Source organism: Polaribacter reichenbachii (assembly GCF_001975665.1).
Lineage (GTDB): Bacteria > Bacteroidota > Bacteroidia > Flavobacteriales > Flavobacteriaceae > Polaribacter > Polaribacter reichenbachii.
The window spans coordinates 239,091-256,986 of record NZ_CP019419.1 but is presented as its reverse complement, the minus strand read 5'-3'; the positions used below and the strand labels follow the sequence as shown (position 1 = coordinate 256,986).

Genomic DNA, 17,896 nt, shown 5'->3' with positions numbered 1-17,896 from the left:
AATTGAGCACAATTGCAACTTTAAATATTGGTGAAATAGGTTATATTTCTGAAGAATCGTTAGATTTTATTCCTTTAAAATTATTAGAAATGGGCTGTTTGCCTGGAGCAGAAGTTAAATTGGTTCAAATTGCACCATTAAAAGACCCGCTTTATATTTGTGTAAATGGTAGTCATTTAGCAATTAGAAAAGAAACAGCAAGTCAAATTCAAATTCTTAAAGCAAATAATTAATGTCTAAAAACGATATAAAAGTTGCTTTAATAGGAAATCCGAATACAGGAAAAACTTCATTATTTAATCAACTTACAGGATTAAATCAAAAAGTAGGGAATTATCCAGGAGTAACTGTAGATAAAAAACAAGGAATAAGTAAATTATCACCTACTCAAAATGCAATAATTACAGATTTACCTGGTACTTACAGCATAAACCCTACTTCGTTAGATGAAAGTATAGTTTTAAAAACACTTTTAAATAATGATATTAAAGCATCACCAGATGTTATTCTTGTGGTTGCTGATGTAGAAAACTTAAAAAGAAATTTACTGCTTTTTTCTCAGATTAAAGATTTAGAAATTCCTACAGTTTTAGCCATTAATATGGTAGATCAAATGGATAGAAAAGGTATTTCTATTGATTTATCATTATTAAAAGAAGAGCTAAATACAGAAATAGTTCTTGTAAGTGCAAGAAAAAACGAAGGTATAAAAGCGGTAAAAGAAGCTATTATTCGTTGTCATGTAGCTGCAAAAGCATCACCACTTTGTGGTATAAATTCTAAAATTGATCCTGATTATTTTTATAAATTAAAAGAAATTAGTCCTAATTATTCGCTGTATCAATTATGGCTAATGGTTACGCAAAATAATTTTCCAGAAACCATTACAAAAGAGGAAAAAGAAAAATTATTAGCTTTTAAACAAGACATTTCTAAATTAAAGAAATATCAGCATAAAGAAACTATTTATCGTTATCAAGAAATAAATAAAATTTTAAAGAAAACGTATTTAATAGATAAAAGCAAAGCAAAAGATTTAAGAAGTAAATTAGATAAAATATTTACCCATAAGATTTTTGGTTATGTGTTTTTTAGTTTGATCTTACTCGTAATCTTTCAATCTATTTTCGATTGGTCTTCAATGCCAATGGATATTATAGATGCCACTTTTGCTCAAATTTCTGATTTTGTAAACAGAAATTTGCCTGCAGGTGTTTTTACAGATTTATTAACACAAGGAATAATTCCGGGTATTGGTGGTGTTATTATTTTTATACCTCAAATTGCTATTCTCTTTTTATTTATCGCAGTTTTAGAAGAAACTGGTTATATGAGTAGAGTTGTGTTTTTAATGGATAAAATTATGCGACGTTTTGGTATGAATGGTAAAAGTATAATTCCGTTAATTTCGGGTACAGCTTGTGCAATTCCTGCAATTATGGCAACTAGAACTATTTCGAGTTGGAAAGAGCGTTTAATTACCATTTTAGTTACTCCGTTTACAACTTGTTCGGCTCGTTTGCCTGTATATGCAATTTTAATTGCCTTAATTATTCCTGATAAAAAAGTCTTCGGATTTTTAAATCTACAAGGTTTGGTTTTATTATTATTATACTTTTTAGGTTTTGCTTCTGCAATCTTAGCCGCTTATATTTTGCACAAAACCTTAAAGATTAAAACAAAATCATTCTTTGTGGTAGAGATGCCAAATTACAAATTACCGTCTGTAAAAAATATTCTTTTTGAAGTTGTAGAAAAAACAAAAGCTTTTGTTTTTGGAGCAGGTAAAATTATTTTAGCATTGTCTATAGTATTGTGGTTTTTGGCATCAAATGGTGGTTCTGATTATAAAAATGCAGAACAAATTGTTGTTACTAATGTCGATAATCAGAATTTAAATGATGAGGAACTTCAACAAAAAATTGCATCAGTAAAATTAGAAAAATCTTACATTGGTGTTCTAGGAAAAACTATAGAACCAGTTATAAAACCTTTAGGTTACGATTGGAAAATTGGAATTGCTTTAATAACTTCTTTTGCTGCTCGTGAGGTTTTTGTAGGTACTTTGGCTACGATTTATAGTGTAGAAGCAGATGATGAAGATACAACAACTATTAAGCAAAAAATGGCATCAGAAATAAATCCGGATACTGGCAAAAAACGATTTAATTTTCCTGTGGGTATGTCTTTAATGGTTTTTTATGCTTTTGCAATGCAATGTATGGCTACTTTAGCTATAGTAAAACGAGAAACTAAATCTTGGAAATGGCCATTAATTCAGTTGTTTGGAATGGCATTATTGGCTTATGTTTCATCATTATTAACCTATCAAATTTTAAGTTAATGCAACAAGTTATCGTTTATCTTTTAGTAGCATTGGCTGTTGTTTTTTTGATGAAAAAGTACGTTTTTCCATCAAAAAAGGATGAAAATTGTAGTTCAGATTGCGATTGTCATTAAATATTAACAGAAACTTAAGGATTCTCTTTGTAAGGTTTTTTACCTTTATGATGACAGAACAGAAAACATAAACTTAATTTTATACAAAATGAAAAAAGCTATTTTATCAATTGCAATATTTACAATTGCTTTAATTTCATCAAACAACACTTTTGCTCAAGAATTTGCTAAACTAGATGTAAGTCCTATGGATGCAGCTGCTTATCCTGTAAACTGGAGAAATGCAGATAAATTAGTAAAAGTAATTTACAGTAGGCCACAATTAAAAGGAAGATCTTTAGACAAACTAGCACCAAAAGATAAAGTTTGGAGAACAGGTGCAAACGAGGCTGCAGAAATTACATTTTATAAAAATGTAACTTTTGGAGATAAAAAAGTAAAAGCGGGTACTTATACTTTATTTACAATTCCTACAGATGGAGAATGGACAGTAATTTTAAGTAACCAGAAAAATGTTTGGGGTTCTTACTTTTATGATAAAGGAGAAGATGTGGTAAGAGTTACAGCAGAGGTTTCTAAAAATAAAGAATCTGTTGAGGCTTTTTCTATTGCTTTTGATGGAGAAGAAGAGGATGCAACAATGTATATGGCTTGGGGAGAAACAATTGTTTCTTTACCAGTAAAAGGATAAAAAGGTATTCTAATTTATAAAGTAAAAAACCTCAAAAGTAAATTTACTTTTGAGGTTTTTTTATGTGTATTCAAAAAAGAATTAAGATTGTTTCTGTTGCCATTTCCAAGCAGATTCTAACGCCTCTCCAAGGTCTTTTTCAGTTTTCCAATTTAATTCTTTATTAGCAATTGTAGTATCAGCATAAGCAGCGACAACATCACCTTCACGTCTGTCTACAATTTTATAGTTTAATTTTAAGTTATTTACTTTTTCGAACGTATTAATAACTTCTAAAACAGAACTACCAGTTCCTGTACCGATGTTAAAATACTCAAACGCTTTTTTATTTTTCTTATTGATTAATCTTGTTAAAGCAGCAATATGAGCTTTAGCTAAATCTACTACATGAATATAATCACGAACTGCAGTTCCATCTTCGGTTGGGTAATCATCTCCAAAAACAGATAATTGTTCACGTATTCCAGCAGCAGTCTGCGTAATAAAAGGAATCAAGTTTTGTGGAACTCCTAAAGGTAATTCGCCAATTTTAACGGTTGGATGCGCTCCTACTGGATTAAAATAACGTAATGCAATCGTATTAATATTGTGAGCATTACTAGCATCTCTAATAATTTCTTCACCAATTTGTTTGGTGTTTCCGTAAACAGATTCAGCAGCTTTTACAGGTGCATTTTCTGTAATAGGCAATTCATCTGCTTGACCATAAACGGTACATGAAGATGAAAAAATAAAGTTATCTAGCTTACGATCTCTCATTTCTTGTAAAAGATATACAAGAGTTCCCAAGTTATTTTCATAATACTCTAAAGGTTTTCCCATACTTTCTCCAACAGCTTTATACGCAGCAAAATGAATAATTCCATCTACTTTATTGTTGTCAAAAAAAAATTTTACATCATCTTTAACACGTAAATCTATTTGATGAAAATCTGGTTTTATACCTGTAATTTCTGTAATGCTATCTAAAACAGATATTGTTGTATTCGATAAATTATCAATAATTACTACTTCAAAACCTTCATTTTGTAATTCCACAACTGTGTGCGATCCGATGAAACCAAGGCCTCCTGTTACTAAAATTCTTTTCATTTTATTATTATTTTTAGGGTTAGTTAATTTAAAAAATTGATGATTGTTTCAGTAATAAAAGTTAGTTGTTCTTCATCTAATTCTGTGTGCATAGGTAAAGAAATAACCGTTTTTATTAGGCTGTTGGTTACAGGGAAATCTTCTTCATTATATCTTTCATCTTGATAAGCTTTTTGAGAGTGTAAAGCCACTGGATAATAAATTGCATTTGGTATGTCTTCTGCAAGCAGATGTTTGTGTAATTCATCTCTTTTTCCGTTAGTAATTTGTAATGTGTATTGATGGTAAACGTGGCAATCACAAACATCGCATATTGAATTACAGTTTTCTGTTTTGTTAGATTTTACTGTAGGTATAATAATATTAGGATTATTTGCAAAGGCCTTATTGTAAAAACATGCTGCATTTCTACGAGCATCGCAATAACTATCTAGTTTTGGTAATTTTGCTTTTAAAACAGCTGCTTGAACAGAATCTAATCTAGAATTTACCCCAACAACATCATGATAATATCTTTCGTACATTCCGTGATTAACAATTCCACGAATGGTGTGTGCTAAATCATCGTCATTAGTAAAGATTGCTCCTCCATCTCCATAACAACCTAAGTTTTTAGATGGAAAAAATGAAGTTGTACCTACATTACCAATAGTTCCTGCTTTTTTCTGCGAACCATCTTTAAAAGTATAATCAGCACCAATAGCTTGTGCATTATCTTCGATTACAAATAAGTTGTGTGCTGCAGCTATTTCTAAAACTGCATCCATATTTGCTACTTGTCCAAATAAATGAACAGGCACAATTGCCTTTGTTTTTGGTGTAATTGCTTTTTTTAATGCTTCTATATCAATGTTAAAAGTATCAGCTTCAACATCAACCAAAACAGGTGTTAATTTTAGTAAAGCAATAACCTCTACCGTTGCTGCAAATGTAAAATCTGCAGTAATAACTTCATCTCCTTGTTTTAGACCTAAACCCATCATTGCAATTTGCAGGGCATCTGTACCATTAGCACAAGGAATTACGTGTTTTACATCTAAATAATCTTCTAAATCTTTTTGAAATTCTTTAACTAAAGGACCATTTATATAAGCTGATGAATTTAAAACTTCTTGAATTGAAGTATCTACAGTTTCTTTGATTTGTTGATATTGACTTTGCAAATCAACCATTTGAATTTTTTTCATAAAAGCTACATATATTGATACATCAAAAATACGATTTAAATCCTTTATCTTTGATAAGTTCAAAAATTTTCAAATGAAATTTCTAAAAAAAGGTTTAAAAATTGTAGTTTTTCTTGTAATTCTAATTGTTGTCTTAATATTTGTGTATTCAAAAGTGAATGAACCAAAATATTCAGGTGAATTAGAAATCAAAAATCTATCAGATGATGTAACTGTTTATTTTGATGAAATTGGTGTGCCACATATAAATGCACAAAATCAGAAAGACGCATATTTGGCTTTGGGATATATTCACGCTCAAGATAGATTGTGGCAAATGGAATTAATTAGAAGAATTGCACCAGGAAGATTATCAGAAATTTTTGGTAAAGATTTAGTAAGTACAGATGTGTTTTTCTCTGGATTAGGAATAGAAGAAGCTGCTGATAAAACAATTGCTGGTTTAGATAAAAGTTCAGATTCTTATATGTTAACTCAGGCTTATTTAGACGGAATTAATCAGTATTTAGAAGAAGGAAGTACACCTTTAGAATTTAGGTTATTAGGTATTGAAAAGGAGAAATATACCATTAAAGATATTTATAATGTGTTTGGTTATATGTCTTTTAGTTTTGCTGTTGCTCACAAAACAGATCCGCTTTTAACAGAAATTAAAGAGAAATTAGGTAAACCTTATTTGGATGAAGTTTTAGGAGCGTATTCTAAAAATTTACTCATTAATAAAATGGATAGCGTTTCTAAAATTAATTCCAATTTTTCTAAAAGTGTAAGTGCCATTATGGACCAAATGCCTGTTCCGCCTTTAATTGGGAGCAATTCTTGGGTAATTGGTGCAGATAAAACCAAAAACGGAAAAGTAATTTTTGCAAACGATCCTCATATTGGATATTCTCAACCTTCTGTTTGGTATCAAAATCATATAAAAACGCCTGATTTTGAGATGTACGGATTTAATATTGCCTTAATGCCTTTTCCATTATTGGGACATAACAAAAATTATGCTTATGGTTTAACAATGTTGGCAAACGACGATTTAAATTTTTATATCGAAGAAAATAATCCGAAAAATGATGAATCTTATAAAATTGAAAATGGTTATCAATTTTATGAAACTAGAACAAAAACCATCAATATAAAAGGAGGTGCAGATACTACTTTTACAGTTAAAGTTTCTAAACACGGTCCAATAATGAACGGAATCATTTCTCATTTAGAGGATGAAAGACCAGTAGCTATGAATTGGATTTACACACAATTAAAAAACGAAATGTTAGATGTTTCTTATGGAATATCGCATTCCAATTCTATAAATGATTTTAAAAAATCTGTAGCTAAAATTCACGCTCCAGGTTTAAATGTAATGTATGGTGATGCTGATGATAATATTGCCTGGTTTGCTTCTGCAAAATTGTATCAATTAAGAGATAGTTTGTTTTCTAAAATGTATTTAAATGGTGCTTCTGGTAAAGATGAAATTATAGAATATTTAGATTTTAGCGAAAACCCGAAATCGATAAATCCGAAATCGAATTATGTGTATTCTGCAAATCATCAACCAGATTCTGTAAGAGGTAAATTGTATCCTGGTTATTATCAGCCAGAAAATAGATCTAAGAGAATTGTAAATCTTTTAGAGGCTAAAAACGATTTTACAAAACAAGATGTTGCTAAAATGTTGTACGATGTTACTTCTTCTGTAGATCATAATATTGCTAGAGATTTATTGAAATTTGTTTCGAAAGGCGAATTAGGAGCATCAGAAAAACAAGCGTTTTCAATTTTAGAAAATTGGGAAGGTGTTTATTTAAAAACATCTATTGCACCTACAATTTACAACCGTTTTTTGTTTGAGTTTTTACAAAATACCTATAAAGATGAATTAGGTAGTGGGTTTGATTTATTTATCAATTCTCAGTTGCAAGATCAGGTTTTGGTAAATCAAATAGATAGAGAAAATTCTGTTTGGTGGGATGATATTTCAACCAAAAACAAAGTTGAAACCAAAGAAGAAATTATTACAAAATCGTATAAAAGTGCAATTGCTTTTTTACAAAATCAATTGGGTGCAAATGTAGAAAGTTGGACTTGGGATAGGGTGATTTCTGTAGAACACGAACACGCAATAGGTAAGGCTGGCGGAATTTTACGAAAAATTTTTAATGTTGGGCCATTTAAAACAATAGGAGGTAATGAGGTGATTAACAATCAGATTTTTAAGTTAGATAGCACAGGGATTTATAAAATAACTTCAGGTCCATCTTCAAGAAGAGTTGTCGATTTTTCTGATGTAGAAAATAGCTTAGGAATTATTCCTACAGGTCAATCTGGTAATATTTTTAGCGATTATTACAAAAATCAAGCTGAAAAATATGTAGATGGTAAATTCGAAAAAATGAAACTAAATGAAGCTGAAATTAAAAAAAGTGAGCACGTTTTAATTTTGAAACCAAAAGAATAAACTAAAATATTTTAGTTACAAGCATTCCAAATTACTTCATTAGGTGTTGGTGCAATAACTGAAATTTGCTCTTTAGAAACTGGATGAATAAATTCGATTTTTCTTGCGTGTAAATGAATACTTCCGTCTTTATTACTTCTGTTAAAGCCGTATTTTAAATCGCCTTTAATAGGGAAGCCTATAGAAGATAATTGTGTTCTAATTTGATGATGTCTACCTGTTTCTAAATCAATTTCTAACAAAGAATAATTGTCTAATTTTTTAAGAACAGTATAATGTAAAACAGCTTTTTTAGAGCCTTCAATTTCTTTGTTAAAAACAGAAGATTTATTGTTTTTAGGATTCTTTTTTAAGAAATTAATAAGTGTATCTTTTTCTTTCTTCGGATGATTTTTTACAACAGCCCAATAGGTTTTATCAATTTTCTTATCACGTAGCATTTTGTTTAAACGCTCTAAAGCTTTAGATGTTCTTGCAAAAATAATTACGCCAGAAGTTGGTCTGTCTAATCTATGTACAACACCCAAAAAAACATTACCAGCTTTATTGTATTTAGTTTTAAGGTATTCTTTTACAACATCGCTTAAAGGTTTGTCGCCAGTTTTATCACCTTGAGTAATATCACCAGAACGTTTGTTAACAATTATAATATGATTGTCTTCAAACAAAACCTGTAAGTTGTCTTTATTAGAATGCATTATCGATTATTTAAAATCTTTGGCAACATCCTTATTAACACCGTCAATAAATTCTAAAAATTCTTTTCTACCTAAACCAGTAGTAGATGAGGTTAAGAAAGAAGTTGGTACAGTTTCCCAGTGTTGCAATAACTTTTTCTTATAAGATGTTATTTGCTTGTTTAATTTAGAACTTGGTAATTTATCTGATTTTGTAAAAATTAAGCAAAAAGGAATTTGGTTTTCGCCTAAGAAACGCATAAAATCTAAATCGATTTTTTGCGGATCGTGTCTAGAATCAATCAAAACAAAAGTACAAACCAATTGTTCTCTTTCTTTAAAATAGTTCTCTATAAAGTACTGAAAAATAACTCTTTTTTTCTTAGAAACTTGTGCATAACCATAACCAGGTAAATCTACTAAAAACCACTCATCATTAATTTTAAAATGATTAATTAATTGTGTTTTACCAGGTTTTCCAGAAGTTTTTGCAAGCGCTTTACGCTCCATTAACATATTTATTAACGAAGATTTACCAACATTAGAACGCCCTATAAAAGCATATTCTGGTAGCCTTTCTTTAGGTGCATTAATAACATTGCTGTTACTCATTACAAATTCAGCAGATTTAATTTTCACAACGTAAAAAATTTAAAATTTCGTAGATTTTAACCAATCACCAAGAATTTGATTAAATTCTTCTGGTCTTTCCATCATAGCTGCGTGCCCACATTTATCAATCCAAAATAAATTGGAATTTGGTAATAATTTTTGAAAATCATTAGCAACTTCTGGTGGAGTAACTCCGTCTTGTTTTCCCCAAATTAAACACGTTGGTTGTGTCATGTTTGGTAAATCATTAGCCATATTATGTCTTATAGCGCTTTTAGCAATAGATAGCGTTTTTAAGGCTTTCATTCTATCGTTTACAGTAGCATAAACATCATCAACCAATTCTTTTGTTGCAATTGCAGGGTCGTAAAAAACATCTTGTGCTTTTTGCTCTATATACTCGTAATTCCCCCTTTTTGGGAAACTATCTCCCATCGCTTTTTCATACAAACCAGAACTACCAGTAAGTACAAGGCCACTCACTTTTTCTGGGTAATGCTTAGTAAAATACAATGCAATATGACCTCCTAAAGAGTTTCCTAGCAAAATAGCGCTGTCAATTTCTTTATATTCAAGAAATTCTTTTAAGTAAGCCGCTAAGTTCTTGACATTAGTTTTTATTAACGGAAGTGTGTATAGAGGTAATTCAGGAATTAACACTGTGTAACCTTCTTTAGAAAAGTGTTCGAATGTAGAGCCAAAATTACTCAGAGCTCCCATTAAACCGTGTAAAACAATGATTGCAGGTCCTTCTCCAGCTTCTGCATATGTAAACTTTCCTTCAGTTTTTAACTTGTCAGTCATTGATTTTTATTTGAATTCACTAATCGCAAATGTAGTTCTTTTTTATGATATAAAAATTGATTTCAGTATCAGTAAGTTAGAGTTGTTAACAACTGTTTTTGCTGATAAATAAAGGGTATGCTCTGTTTTTATTAACAAAGTGGTAAAAAGTGGTAAAAAGTGGTATATTTTGTATATTTTTGACCTATAAATCGAGATTTTAAGTGATAAACCTAATTGGTGAACATAATTGCAAGGCAGATGCCAAGGGAAGAGTGATGCTACCATCAGCTTTCAAGAAGGCACTTGCGCCAGTTTTACAAAAAGGTTTTGTGTTAAAGCAATCTATTTTTGAATCTTGTCTAGAGTTGTATCCAATGCAAGAATGGGATGTAACTATGGCAGAGGTTAGTAAAAAAAATAGGTTCAATAAAAAAACAAACGATTTCATAAGAATATTTTCGGCGGGTGTAAAGTTAGTTGAATTAGATGCAACTGGTAGGTTTTTAATTCCAAAGAATTTATGTGATTTCGCTGGTATAAAAAAAGAAATCGTAATGTCTGCATCAGCAGGGATTATAGAAATCTGGGATAAAGAGAAGTACGAAAAAGCAATTGCAGCTGCTAGAGATAATTTTGCAAGTTTAGCTGAAGAAGTAATGGGAGATTCAAATAATAATGATAATGAGTAATTACCACAGTCCTGTTTTATTGCACGAAAGTATAGATGCATTAGCTATTAAAGAAGATGGTGTTTATGTTGATGTAACTTTTGGAGGTGGAGGTCATTCAAGAGAAATTTTGAATAGACTTGGTAAAAGCGGAAAATTGTTTGCTTTTGATCAAGATCCTGATGCTTTAGCAAATGAGATTGATGACGAACGTTTTGTGTTAATTCCAGAGAATTTTAGATACATATCAAGATTTTTAAGATTTCACAGAATAAAAAAAGTTGATGGAATTTTAGCGGATTTAGGAGTTTCTTCTCATCAATTTGACGAAGCGGAAAGAGGTTTCTCTACGCGTTTTGAAGGTGATTTAGATATGAGAATGAATCAGAAATCTAAAAAATCAGCGCAAGAAATCATCAATAATTATTCAGAAGAGCAATTAGCGGCTATTTTATTTGCTTATGGTGAGTTAAGAAATTCAAGAAAGATCGCTAGACTTATAGTTCACGATAGAGGAAATAAAAAAATTGAAACTAGTTTTCAGTTAAAAGAAGCTTTAAGAACAGTTTTGCCAAAAGCAAAAGAACATAAAATATTGGCTCAAATTTTTCAGGCGATCAGAATTGAAGTGAATGAAGAATTAGATGTTTTAAAAGAGTTTTTAGAACAAGTGCCAAATTTATTAAATGAAGAAGGTAGGCTAAGTGTTATTTCTTATCACTCTTTAGAAGATCGATTAGTAAAAAGATTTATAAGAACTGGTTTGTTTGAGGGTGAACCAGAGAAAGATGTTTTTGGGAATTCTAATGAACCATTAAAAAAAGTGGGAAAATTAATTGTGCCGAAACCAGAAGAAATAAAAGTGAACAACAGAGCAAGAAGTGCAAAGTTAAGAATTGCAACTTTAAAGAATTAGAATGGCAAAAGTTAAAAAAGGGATTTACGATTTTCTAAGAGGAAGTTTCCTTACAGATGAATCAGCTTTTAAAAATTGGCGAATTATCATTTTTGTGGTGTTGTTAATGTTAATAATGATTTATAGTGCGCATAGTTCTGAAAAGAAAGTTTTCGAAATATCAGAATTAAATAAAAGGAAAAGAGAGTTAAGAGCAGAATATGTAGATACAGGTACCATTTTAATGCGAATGAAAATGGAATCTAGTATAAGAGAAAAAGCAAAGGCAAGAGGGTTAAAACCATCAGAAACTCCTCCGAAAAAAATAAAAGTAACGATTAAAGATTAATAAAATTGGCAACTCACAAAAAAAGCATACTTACCAAATTCTACATAGTAGCTTCTTTTATGACGCTAATTTTGTTTGCAATCATTTTTAGGGTTGTAGATATACAGTATTTTCAAGGCGAAAAATATAAAAAGCTTTCTACAGAACTTACTGTTAAACAATTTACAATTGCTGCAAATAAAGGAAATGTTTATGCTGCAGATGGTAATTTGTTAGCTACTTCAATGTCTAAATATACCATTAGAATGGATGTTGTTGCTGTAGATGGTAAAGTGTTCGAAAAAAATATTGCAGGTTTATCTAAAGAGTTATCAAAAATGTTTGGTAGGTCTGCAAATTATTATCAAACTAAATTAAGAAACGCAAAAAAACGTAAGAATAGGTATTTGCTAATTGCCAGAAATGTTGGTTATAACGATTATCTAAAAATGAAAACATTTCCAATTTTTAAGTTGGGTGTTTATCAAGGTGGTTTTATTGCAGAACATAAAACAGTACGTGAGCATCCAATAGGTAAAATTGCAGAACGTACAATTGGTTACGATGATTTTAGAGGAGAAGCTGGTATAGAAGGAGCTTTTGCTGATTTTATGCAAGGTGAAAATGGTTTAAGATGGAAGCAGAAAATAGCAAAAAACCAATGGAAACCAATTTCTGATGTGAACGAAAAAGAGCCAATAGATGGTCATGATATCATTACAACTATAGATGTTAATATTCAAGATATTACACATCACGCATTATTACGTCAGTTAGAGCGTTTTGAGGCAGATCATGGTTGTGCTGTTGTTATGGAAACTGCAACAGGAGAAATTAAAGCGATTTCTAATTTAGGAAGAACATCGAAAGGAAAATATTTCGAAAAAAGAAATTACGCAGTTTGGGAAAGTCACGAGCCAGGTTCTACTTTTAAATTGGCAAGTTTAATGGCGGCTTTAGATGATAAAGTAATAGATACTTCTACTGTTGTAGATACAGAAAAAGGCAGAATTTATATCAATAATAGAAAAGTAGAAGATTCTAGAAGAGGTGGTTATGGTAAAATTTCTGCAGCTCGTGTTTTTGAGGTTTCATCAAACGTGGGTATTGTTAAGTTGATTAAAAAGCATTACGATCATCAACCAGAAAAATTTATTGATAAAGTAGAAAAATACGGATTTACAAAACCAATTGGTTTTCAAATTAAAGGAGAAGGTAAACCTTATGTGCCAAAACCATCAGATAAAAGTTGGAGTAAAATTTCTTTAGAATGGATGTCTTGGGGGTATGGAATTTCTGTAACACCAATGCAAACGCTAATGTTTTACAACGCGGTTGCTAATAACGGAGTAATGGTAAAACCTCGTTTTGTAAAAGAATTAAGAAGAGAAGATAAAGCAGAAAAAGTTTTTGAAACCGAAATTATAAATCCACAAATTGCATCCGAAGAAACTTTAAAAAAGATTAGAAAAGTAATGGAAAATGTGGTGATTAAAGGTACTGCAGATAATATTTACTCTTCTAATTTTTCTATGGCTGGTAAAACAGGAACTGCTAAAAAATATATTCCAAGAACTAAAAATAATAAAGGTGAATGGGAGGGTGGTTACTATTCTACAAAAGAATATGTGGCTTCTTTTGCTGGTTTTTTTCCTGCGGATGTTCCTAAATATTCATGCATTGTGGTTGTGCATAATCCTGATAAAAAGAAAGGATATTATGGTGCAACTGTTGCAGCGCCTGTTTTTAAAGAAATTGCTCAGAAAATTTATACAACTACGCCTATTGATAATCAGTCTGTAGATGATAAAGTAGAATTTGCTACAATAGACGATCAATATAAAAAGTATAACAAACTTTTAAGTGTAGATTTTACGAAAGTGCCAGATGTTAAGGGAATGAGTGGAATGGATGCCATTTCTATGTTAGAAAACATTGGCTTAAAAGTAAAATTTTCTGGAGTAGGGAAAGTAAAATCGCAGTCGATAAAAAAAGGAGAAAAGTTAGTAAAAGGAAGTACCATTATTTTAAAATTATCATAAACTGAAAAATTTACAAGACATATTATACAAAGTAGCTATTAAACAAGTGTTTGGTGTTACCAATATTGATGTAAATCAGATTGTTTTCGATTCTAGAAAAATTGAAAAGAACGATGTTTTTATTGCGCAAAAGGGTGTGCAAGTAGATGGGCATTTATACATAAATAAAGCCATTGAATTAGGTGCAACTGCTATTGTTTGCGAAGATTTTCCTTCGGATAAAAAAGAAGGAATTACTTATATTCAAGTAAATGATGCTAATGTTGCTTTGGCAATTATGGCTTCTAATTTTTATGATAATCCATCAACAAAATTCCAGGTTGTTGGCGTAACAGGTACAAATGGTAAAACTACAATTGCATCACTTTTGTATCAATTATTTCATAAAGCAGGTTATAAAGTAGGCTTATTGTCTACGGTTAAAATTTTGGTTGATGAAACCGAATTTAAGGCCACACATACCACTCCAGATTCAGTTACAATCAACAAGTATTTAGATATGATGTTAGAGGCTGGTGTTGAGTATTGTTTTATGGAAGTAAGTTCGCATGGAATTCATCAAAAAAGAACTGAAGGTTTAACATTTGCTGGCGGAATTTTCACCAACCTTTCTCACGATCATTTAGATTATCATGAAACTTTTGCTGAATACAGAAATGTAAAAAAGAAATTTTTTGATGCTTTGCCAAAATCGGCTTTTGCATTAACTAATATCGACGATAAAAATGGCAACTTTATGTTGCAAAACACCAAGGCAAAAAAATACAGTTACGCTTTAAAAACCTTAGCAGATTATAAAACTAGAATTTTAGAAAAACAACTTTCTGGAACTTTAATTGCTGTAGATGGAACTGAAGTTTGGACTAAATTAATTGGCGTTTTTAATATTTATAATCTAACTGCAATTATTGCAACAGCAGAATTATTAGGTTTAGATAATCTAGAAATTTTAACCATTGTAAGTCAGTTAGAGAGTATAAGTGGGCGTTTTCAGTACACAATTTCTGAGGATGGAATTACTGCAATTGTAGATTATGCACACACACCAGATGCATTAAAAAATGTATTAGAAACCATTAACGATATTAGAACCAACAACGAAAATGTAATTACAGTTGTAGGTTGTGGAGGTGATAGAGATAAAACAAAAAGACCAAAAATGGCAAATATTGCATCACAATTAAGTAATCAAGCCATTTTTACTTCAGATAATCCAAGAACAGAAAATGCACAAACCATTTTAGATGAAATGGAAGTTGGGGTTTCTCCTGAAAACTATAGAAAAACATTAACAGTATTAGACAGAAGGCAAGCTATAAAAACAGCGTGTAAAATGTCTAAAACTGGAGACATCATTTTAATTGCTGGAAAAGGACATGAAAATTATCAAGAAATAAATGGGGTAAGAACTCATTTTGATGATTTAGAGGAAGTTACTAATTGTTTTAAACAACTAAAAAAGAACTAGAAATGCTGTATTATTTATTCGAATATTTAGAAAGTCAGTTTAGCATTCCAGGTGCAAGTGTGTTTCAGTTTATCACATTTAGAGCTGCAGCAGCTTTTATTTTGTCTTTATTAGTTTCCTCTATTTATGGTAGAAGAATTATCGATTTTTTAAGAAAACAACAAATAGGTGAAACAGTTAGAGATTTAGGACTTGATGGTCAAAAACAAAAATCGGGTACACCAACAATGGGTGGTGTAATCATTATTTTGGCAACTTTAATTCCGGTAATTTTATTAACAAAGTTAGATAATATTTACATCGTAATTTTAATAATTACCACAGTTTGGATGGGTTCTATTGGTTTTTTAGACGATTATATTAAAGTATTTAAAAAAGACAAAGAAGGTTTAAGTGGCAAGTTTAAAGTATTAGGTCAAGTTGGTTTAGGAATTATTGTTGGTTCTATGCTTTATTTTAATGATGGAGTAACTATTAAAGAACAATTACCAGTTGAACAACAAATTATACAAGAAAATGGAAAGAAACAAGTTTTTGGAGAAGCACATAAATCAACAAAAACAACAGTGCCTTTCTTTAAAAATAATGAATTCGATTATGCAAAACCTTTAAGTTTTTTAGGTGATGGTTACGAAAAATACGGTTGGATAATCTTCATTTTTATATCAGTATTTATTATTACAGGTATTTCTAACGGAGCAAATTTAACAGATGGTATTGATGGATTAGCAGCAGGTTCATCAGCAATTATTGTGATAACACTAGCAGTATTTGCTTGGGTTTCTGGTAATATCATTTTTGCAGATTATTTAGATGTAATGTACATACCAAACTCGGGAGAAATGACAGTTTTTATCCTTGCTTTTGCAGGAGCTTTAATTGGGTTTTTATGGTACAATACATATCCTGCTCAAGTTTTTATGGGTGATACTGGTAGTTTAACCATTGGTGGAATTATAGCTGTTATTGCAATTTCGATTCGTAAAGAATTGTTATTGCCAATTTTAGCAGGGGTTTTTGTAGTAGAAAACCTATCTGTAATTATGCAAGTTTCTTGGTTTAAATACACAAAAAAGAAATTTGGTGAAGGTAGAAGAATTTTTAAAATGGCGCCTTTGCATCATCATTATCAAAAGTTAAATTATCACGAAAGTAAAATTGTAGTACGTTTTTGGATTATCGGAATTCTATTAGCAGTATTTACAATTGTTACTTTAAAATTAAGATAGTATGAGAAGGCTAGTTGTTCTTGGAGGAGGAGAAAGTGGAGCTGGAACAGCAATTTTAGGAAAACAAAAAGGTTTTGAAGTTTTTGTGTCAGACAAAGGCGCAATATCAAAAAAGTATAAAGAAGTTCTTTTACATAACGAAATAGATTTTGAGGAAAATCAACATACAGAAAGCAGAATTTTAAATGCTGATGTTGTAATGAAAAGTCCAGGTATTCCTGATAAAGTTGCCTTAATTCAAAAATTGATAAAAAATTCGATTCCGGTAATTTCTGAAATTGAATTTGCAGCACAATTTACTAATGCAAATATTATCGGAATTACAGGTTCTAATGGTAAAACAACGACCACATTATTAACGCATCATATTATAAAAAATGCAGGTATTAATGTTGGTGTTGCTGGTAATATTGGCGACAGTTTTGCAAAACAAGTAGCAGAAAACGATTTTAAGAATTATGTGTTAGAAATCAGTAGTTTTCAGTTAGATGGTATTCAGGAATTCTGTCCACATATTGCAATTATAACCAATATTACACCAGATCATTTAGATAGATATGAATATGATTTTGATAAATATATCGACTCAAAATTTAGAATAACAAAAAATCAAAAATTAACTGATTATTTAATTTATGACGCAGATGATGAAGCTATAAATAATTGGTTAAAAGTTAATAAAACAAGCGCAAAACTGGTTCCTTTTTCGCTTGAAAAGGAATTAGAATATGGAGCTTATATCAAAGAAAATACAATAATGATCAATATAAATAAAGAAAAAATAAATATGCCTATTTCAACATTATCAGTGAAAGGAAAACACAATACAAAAAACGCGATGGCTTCTGCTATGGCTGCACAATTGTTAAGTGTAAGAAAAGAGTTTATTAAAGAAAGTTTGGCAGAGTTTGAGGGTGCAGAACATCGTCTAGAAAATGTTGGTAAAATTATGGGCGTAGAATATATAAACGATTCTAAAGCTACCAATGTTAATGCTACTTTTTATGCATTAGAATGTATGGATAAATCTACAGTTTGGATTGTTGGTGGTGTAGATAAAGGGAACGATTATGCAGATTTATTGCCTTTAGTAAGAGAAAAAGTTAAGGCAATTGTTTGTTTGGGTTTAGATAATGCCAAAATTAAAAACACGTTTGGCAATGTTGTAGATTTTATTGTAGAAACTGCAGGTGCAGAAGAAGCTGTAAAAGTATCTCATAAATTGGCAGAAAAAGGAGATGCAGTTTTATTATCGCCAGCTTGTGCAAGTTTCGATTTATTCGAAAGTTACGAAGATAGAGGGCGTCAATTTAAAAATGCAGTTAGAAATTTATAATAAATAAATCTTTGTTTTAAAAAGAGA

The 17,896-nt window shown here is 30.5% G+C and carries 16 protein-coding genes; 11 read left to right on the top strand and 5 right to left on the bottom strand.

The features are described 5' to 3' along the window. The first annotated feature begins 2 nt into the window (after nt 1-2). From BW723_RS01100 to BW723_RS01090, 3 genes are all read left to right on the top strand, one after another. Entirely contained in the window at nt 3-233 is a 231-nt protein-coding gene (locus BW723_RS01100; protein WP_068363735.1) for a FeoA family protein, read from the top strand. Next, nucleotides 233-2,344: a ferrous iron transport protein B gene (gene feoB, locus BW723_RS01095; protein WP_068363739.1), complete on the top strand. Its 2,112-nt coding sequence runs from the start codon at nt 233-235 to the stop codon at nt 2,342-2,344. The genes BW723_RS01100 and feoB overlap by 1 nt, the downstream gene beginning before the upstream one ends. Nucleotides 2,345-2,548: 204 nt before the next feature. Then, entirely contained in the window at nt 2,549-3,091 is a 543-nt protein-coding gene (locus BW723_RS01090; protein ID WP_068363742.1) for a DUF2911 domain-containing protein, read from the top strand. A gap of 81 nt (nt 3,092-3,172) precedes the next feature. On the opposite strand, the gene galE is transcribed toward BW723_RS01090, so the two are convergent. Both galE and BW723_RS01080 read right to left on the bottom strand, forming a co-directional pair. Beyond that, the gene (gene galE, locus BW723_RS01085) at nt 3,173-4,183 is read right to left on the bottom strand and encodes a UDP-glucose 4-epimerase GalE (protein WP_068363744.1); all 1,011 of its coding nucleotides are present in this window, start codon (nt 4,181-4,183) and stop codon (nt 3,173-3,175) included. Between the two features lie 23 nt (nt 4,184-4,206). Further along, entirely contained in the window at nt 4,207-5,370 is a 1,164-nt protein-coding gene (locus BW723_RS01080; protein ID WP_068363747.1) for a DegT/DnrJ/EryC1/StrS family aminotransferase, read from the bottom strand. Nucleotides 5,371-5,443: 73 nt separating this feature from the next. Between BW723_RS01080 and BW723_RS01075 the strand changes: the two genes are divergently transcribed. Beyond that, complete coding sequence (locus BW723_RS01075) at nt 5,444-7,828, top strand: penicillin acylase family protein (protein ID WP_068363750.1); 2,385 nt, start codon at nt 5,444-5,446, stop codon at nt 7,826-7,828. A gap of 11 nt (nt 7,829-7,839) precedes the next feature. Here BW723_RS01075 and BW723_RS01070 read toward each other — a convergent pair whose 3' ends face one another. Genes BW723_RS01070 through BW723_RS01060 form a run of 3 tightly spaced genes read right to left on the bottom strand, consistent with a single transcriptional unit; the run spans nt 7,840 to nt 9,921 of the window. Further along, the gene (locus BW723_RS01070) at nt 7,840-8,526 is read right to left on the bottom strand and encodes an RluA family pseudouridine synthase (protein ID WP_068363753.1); all 687 of its coding nucleotides are present in this window, start codon (nt 8,524-8,526) and stop codon (nt 7,840-7,842) included. Nucleotides 8,527-8,532: 6 nt separating this feature from the next. After that, nucleotides 8,533-9,144: a ribosome biogenesis GTP-binding protein YihA/YsxC gene (yihA, locus tag BW723_RS01065; RefSeq protein WP_068363757.1), complete on the bottom strand. Its 612-nt coding sequence runs from the start codon at nt 9,142-9,144 to the stop codon at nt 8,533-8,535. A gap of 12 nt (nt 9,145-9,156) precedes the next feature. Beyond that, nucleotides 9,157-9,921: an alpha/beta fold hydrolase gene (locus BW723_RS01060; RefSeq protein WP_068363759.1), complete on the bottom strand. Its 765-nt coding sequence runs from the start codon at nt 9,919-9,921 to the stop codon at nt 9,157-9,159. Nucleotides 9,922-10,124: 203 nt separating this feature from the next. On the opposite strand from BW723_RS01060, the gene mraZ reads away from it, so the two are divergent. Genes mraZ through murD form a run of 7 tightly spaced genes read left to right on the top strand, consistent with a single transcriptional unit; the run spans nt 10,125 to nt 17,869 of the window. After that, nucleotides 10,125-10,592 (top strand): division/cell wall cluster transcriptional repressor MraZ, encoded by a 468-nt coding sequence (mraZ, locus tag BW723_RS01055; protein WP_068363762.1) that lies wholly within the window; start codon nt 10,125-10,127, stop codon nt 10,590-10,592. Further along, nucleotides 10,585-11,487, top strand: coding sequence for a 16S rRNA (cytosine(1402)-N(4))-methyltransferase RsmH (gene rsmH / locus BW723_RS01050; RefSeq protein WP_068363766.1), 903 nt, complete (start codon nt 10,585-10,587; stop codon nt 11,485-11,487). Before mraZ ends, rsmH begins: the two co-directional genes overlap by 8 nt. Nucleotide 11,488: 1 nt before the next feature. Then, nucleotides 11,489-11,815, top strand: coding sequence for an FtsL-like putative cell division protein (locus BW723_RS01045; protein WP_068363769.1), 327 nt, complete (start codon nt 11,489-11,491; stop codon nt 11,813-11,815). A 59-nt stretch (nt 11,816-11,874) separates the two neighbouring features. Next, nucleotides 11,875-13,836 (top strand): penicillin-binding protein, encoded by a 1,962-nt coding sequence (locus BW723_RS01040; RefSeq protein ID WP_068363772.1) that lies wholly within the window; start codon nt 11,875-11,877, stop codon nt 13,834-13,836. A gap of 1 nt (nt 13,837) precedes the next feature. After that, nucleotides 13,838-15,304 carry a UDP-N-acetylmuramoyl-L-alanyl-D-glutamate--2,6-diaminopimelate ligase gene (locus tag BW723_RS01035; protein WP_068363775.1) on the top strand — a complete coding sequence of 489 codons (1,467 nt, stop codon included), beginning with the start codon at nt 13,838-13,840 and terminating at the stop codon, nt 15,302-15,304. A gap of 2 nt (nt 15,305-15,306) precedes the next feature. Continuing rightward, nucleotides 15,307-16,533 (top strand): phospho-N-acetylmuramoyl-pentapeptide-transferase, encoded by a 1,227-nt coding sequence (mraY, locus tag BW723_RS01030; protein ID WP_068363779.1) that lies wholly within the window; start codon nt 15,307-15,309, stop codon nt 16,531-16,533. Nucleotide 16,534: 1 nt separating this feature from the next. Further along, entirely contained in the window at nt 16,535-17,869 is a 1,335-nt protein-coding gene (gene murD, locus BW723_RS01025; protein WP_068363782.1) for a UDP-N-acetylmuramoyl-L-alanine--D-glutamate ligase, read from the top strand. Nucleotides 17,870-17,896: the final 27 nt, after the last annotated feature.

What these genes read in the sequence shown, in the direction of transcription:
- BW723_RS01075 (WP_068363750.1), top strand. Translation starts at nt 5,444, where the DNA reads ATGAAATTTCTAAAAAAAGGTTTAAAAATTGTAGTTTTTCTTGTAATT.
- BW723_RS01060 (WP_068363759.1), bottom strand. Translation starts at nt 9,921, where the DNA reads ATGACTGACAAGTTAAAAACTGAAGGAAAGTTTACATATGCAGAAGCT.
- BW723_RS01045 (WP_068363769.1), top strand. Translation starts at nt 11,489, where the DNA reads ATGGCAAAAGTTAAAAAAGGGATTTACGATTTTCTAAGAGGAAGTTTC.
- murD (WP_068363782.1), top strand. Translation starts at nt 16,535, where the DNA reads ATGAGAAGGCTAGTTGTTCTTGGAGGAGGAGAAAGTGGAGCTGGAACA.
- BW723_RS01070 (WP_068363753.1), bottom strand. Translation starts at nt 8,526, where the DNA reads ATGCATTCTAATAAAGACAACTTACAGGTTTTGTTTGAAGACAATCAT.
- BW723_RS01090 (WP_068363742.1), top strand. Translation starts at nt 2,549, where the DNA reads ATGAAAAAAGCTATTTTATCAATTGCAATATTTACAATTGCTTTAATT.
- BW723_RS01080 (WP_068363747.1), bottom strand. Translation starts at nt 5,370, where the DNA reads ATGAAAAAAATTCAAATGGTTGATTTGCAAAGTCAATATCAACAAATC.
- feoB (WP_068363739.1), top strand. Translation starts at nt 233, where the DNA reads ATGTCTAAAAACGATATAAAAGTTGCTTTAATAGGAAATCCGAATACA.
- BW723_RS01040 (WP_068363772.1), top strand. Translation starts at nt 11,875, where the DNA reads ATGACGCTAATTTTGTTTGCAATCATTTTTAGGGTTGTAGATATACAG.
- mraY (WP_068363779.1), top strand. Translation starts at nt 15,307, where the DNA reads ATGCTGTATTATTTATTCGAATATTTAGAAAGTCAGTTTAGCATTCCA.
- galE (WP_068363744.1), bottom strand. Translation starts at nt 4,183, where the DNA reads ATGAAAAGAATTTTAGTAACAGGAGGCCTTGGTTTCATCGGATCGCAC.
- rsmH (WP_068363766.1), top strand. Translation starts at nt 10,585, where the DNA reads ATGAGTAATTACCACAGTCCTGTTTTATTGCACGAAAGTATAGATGCA.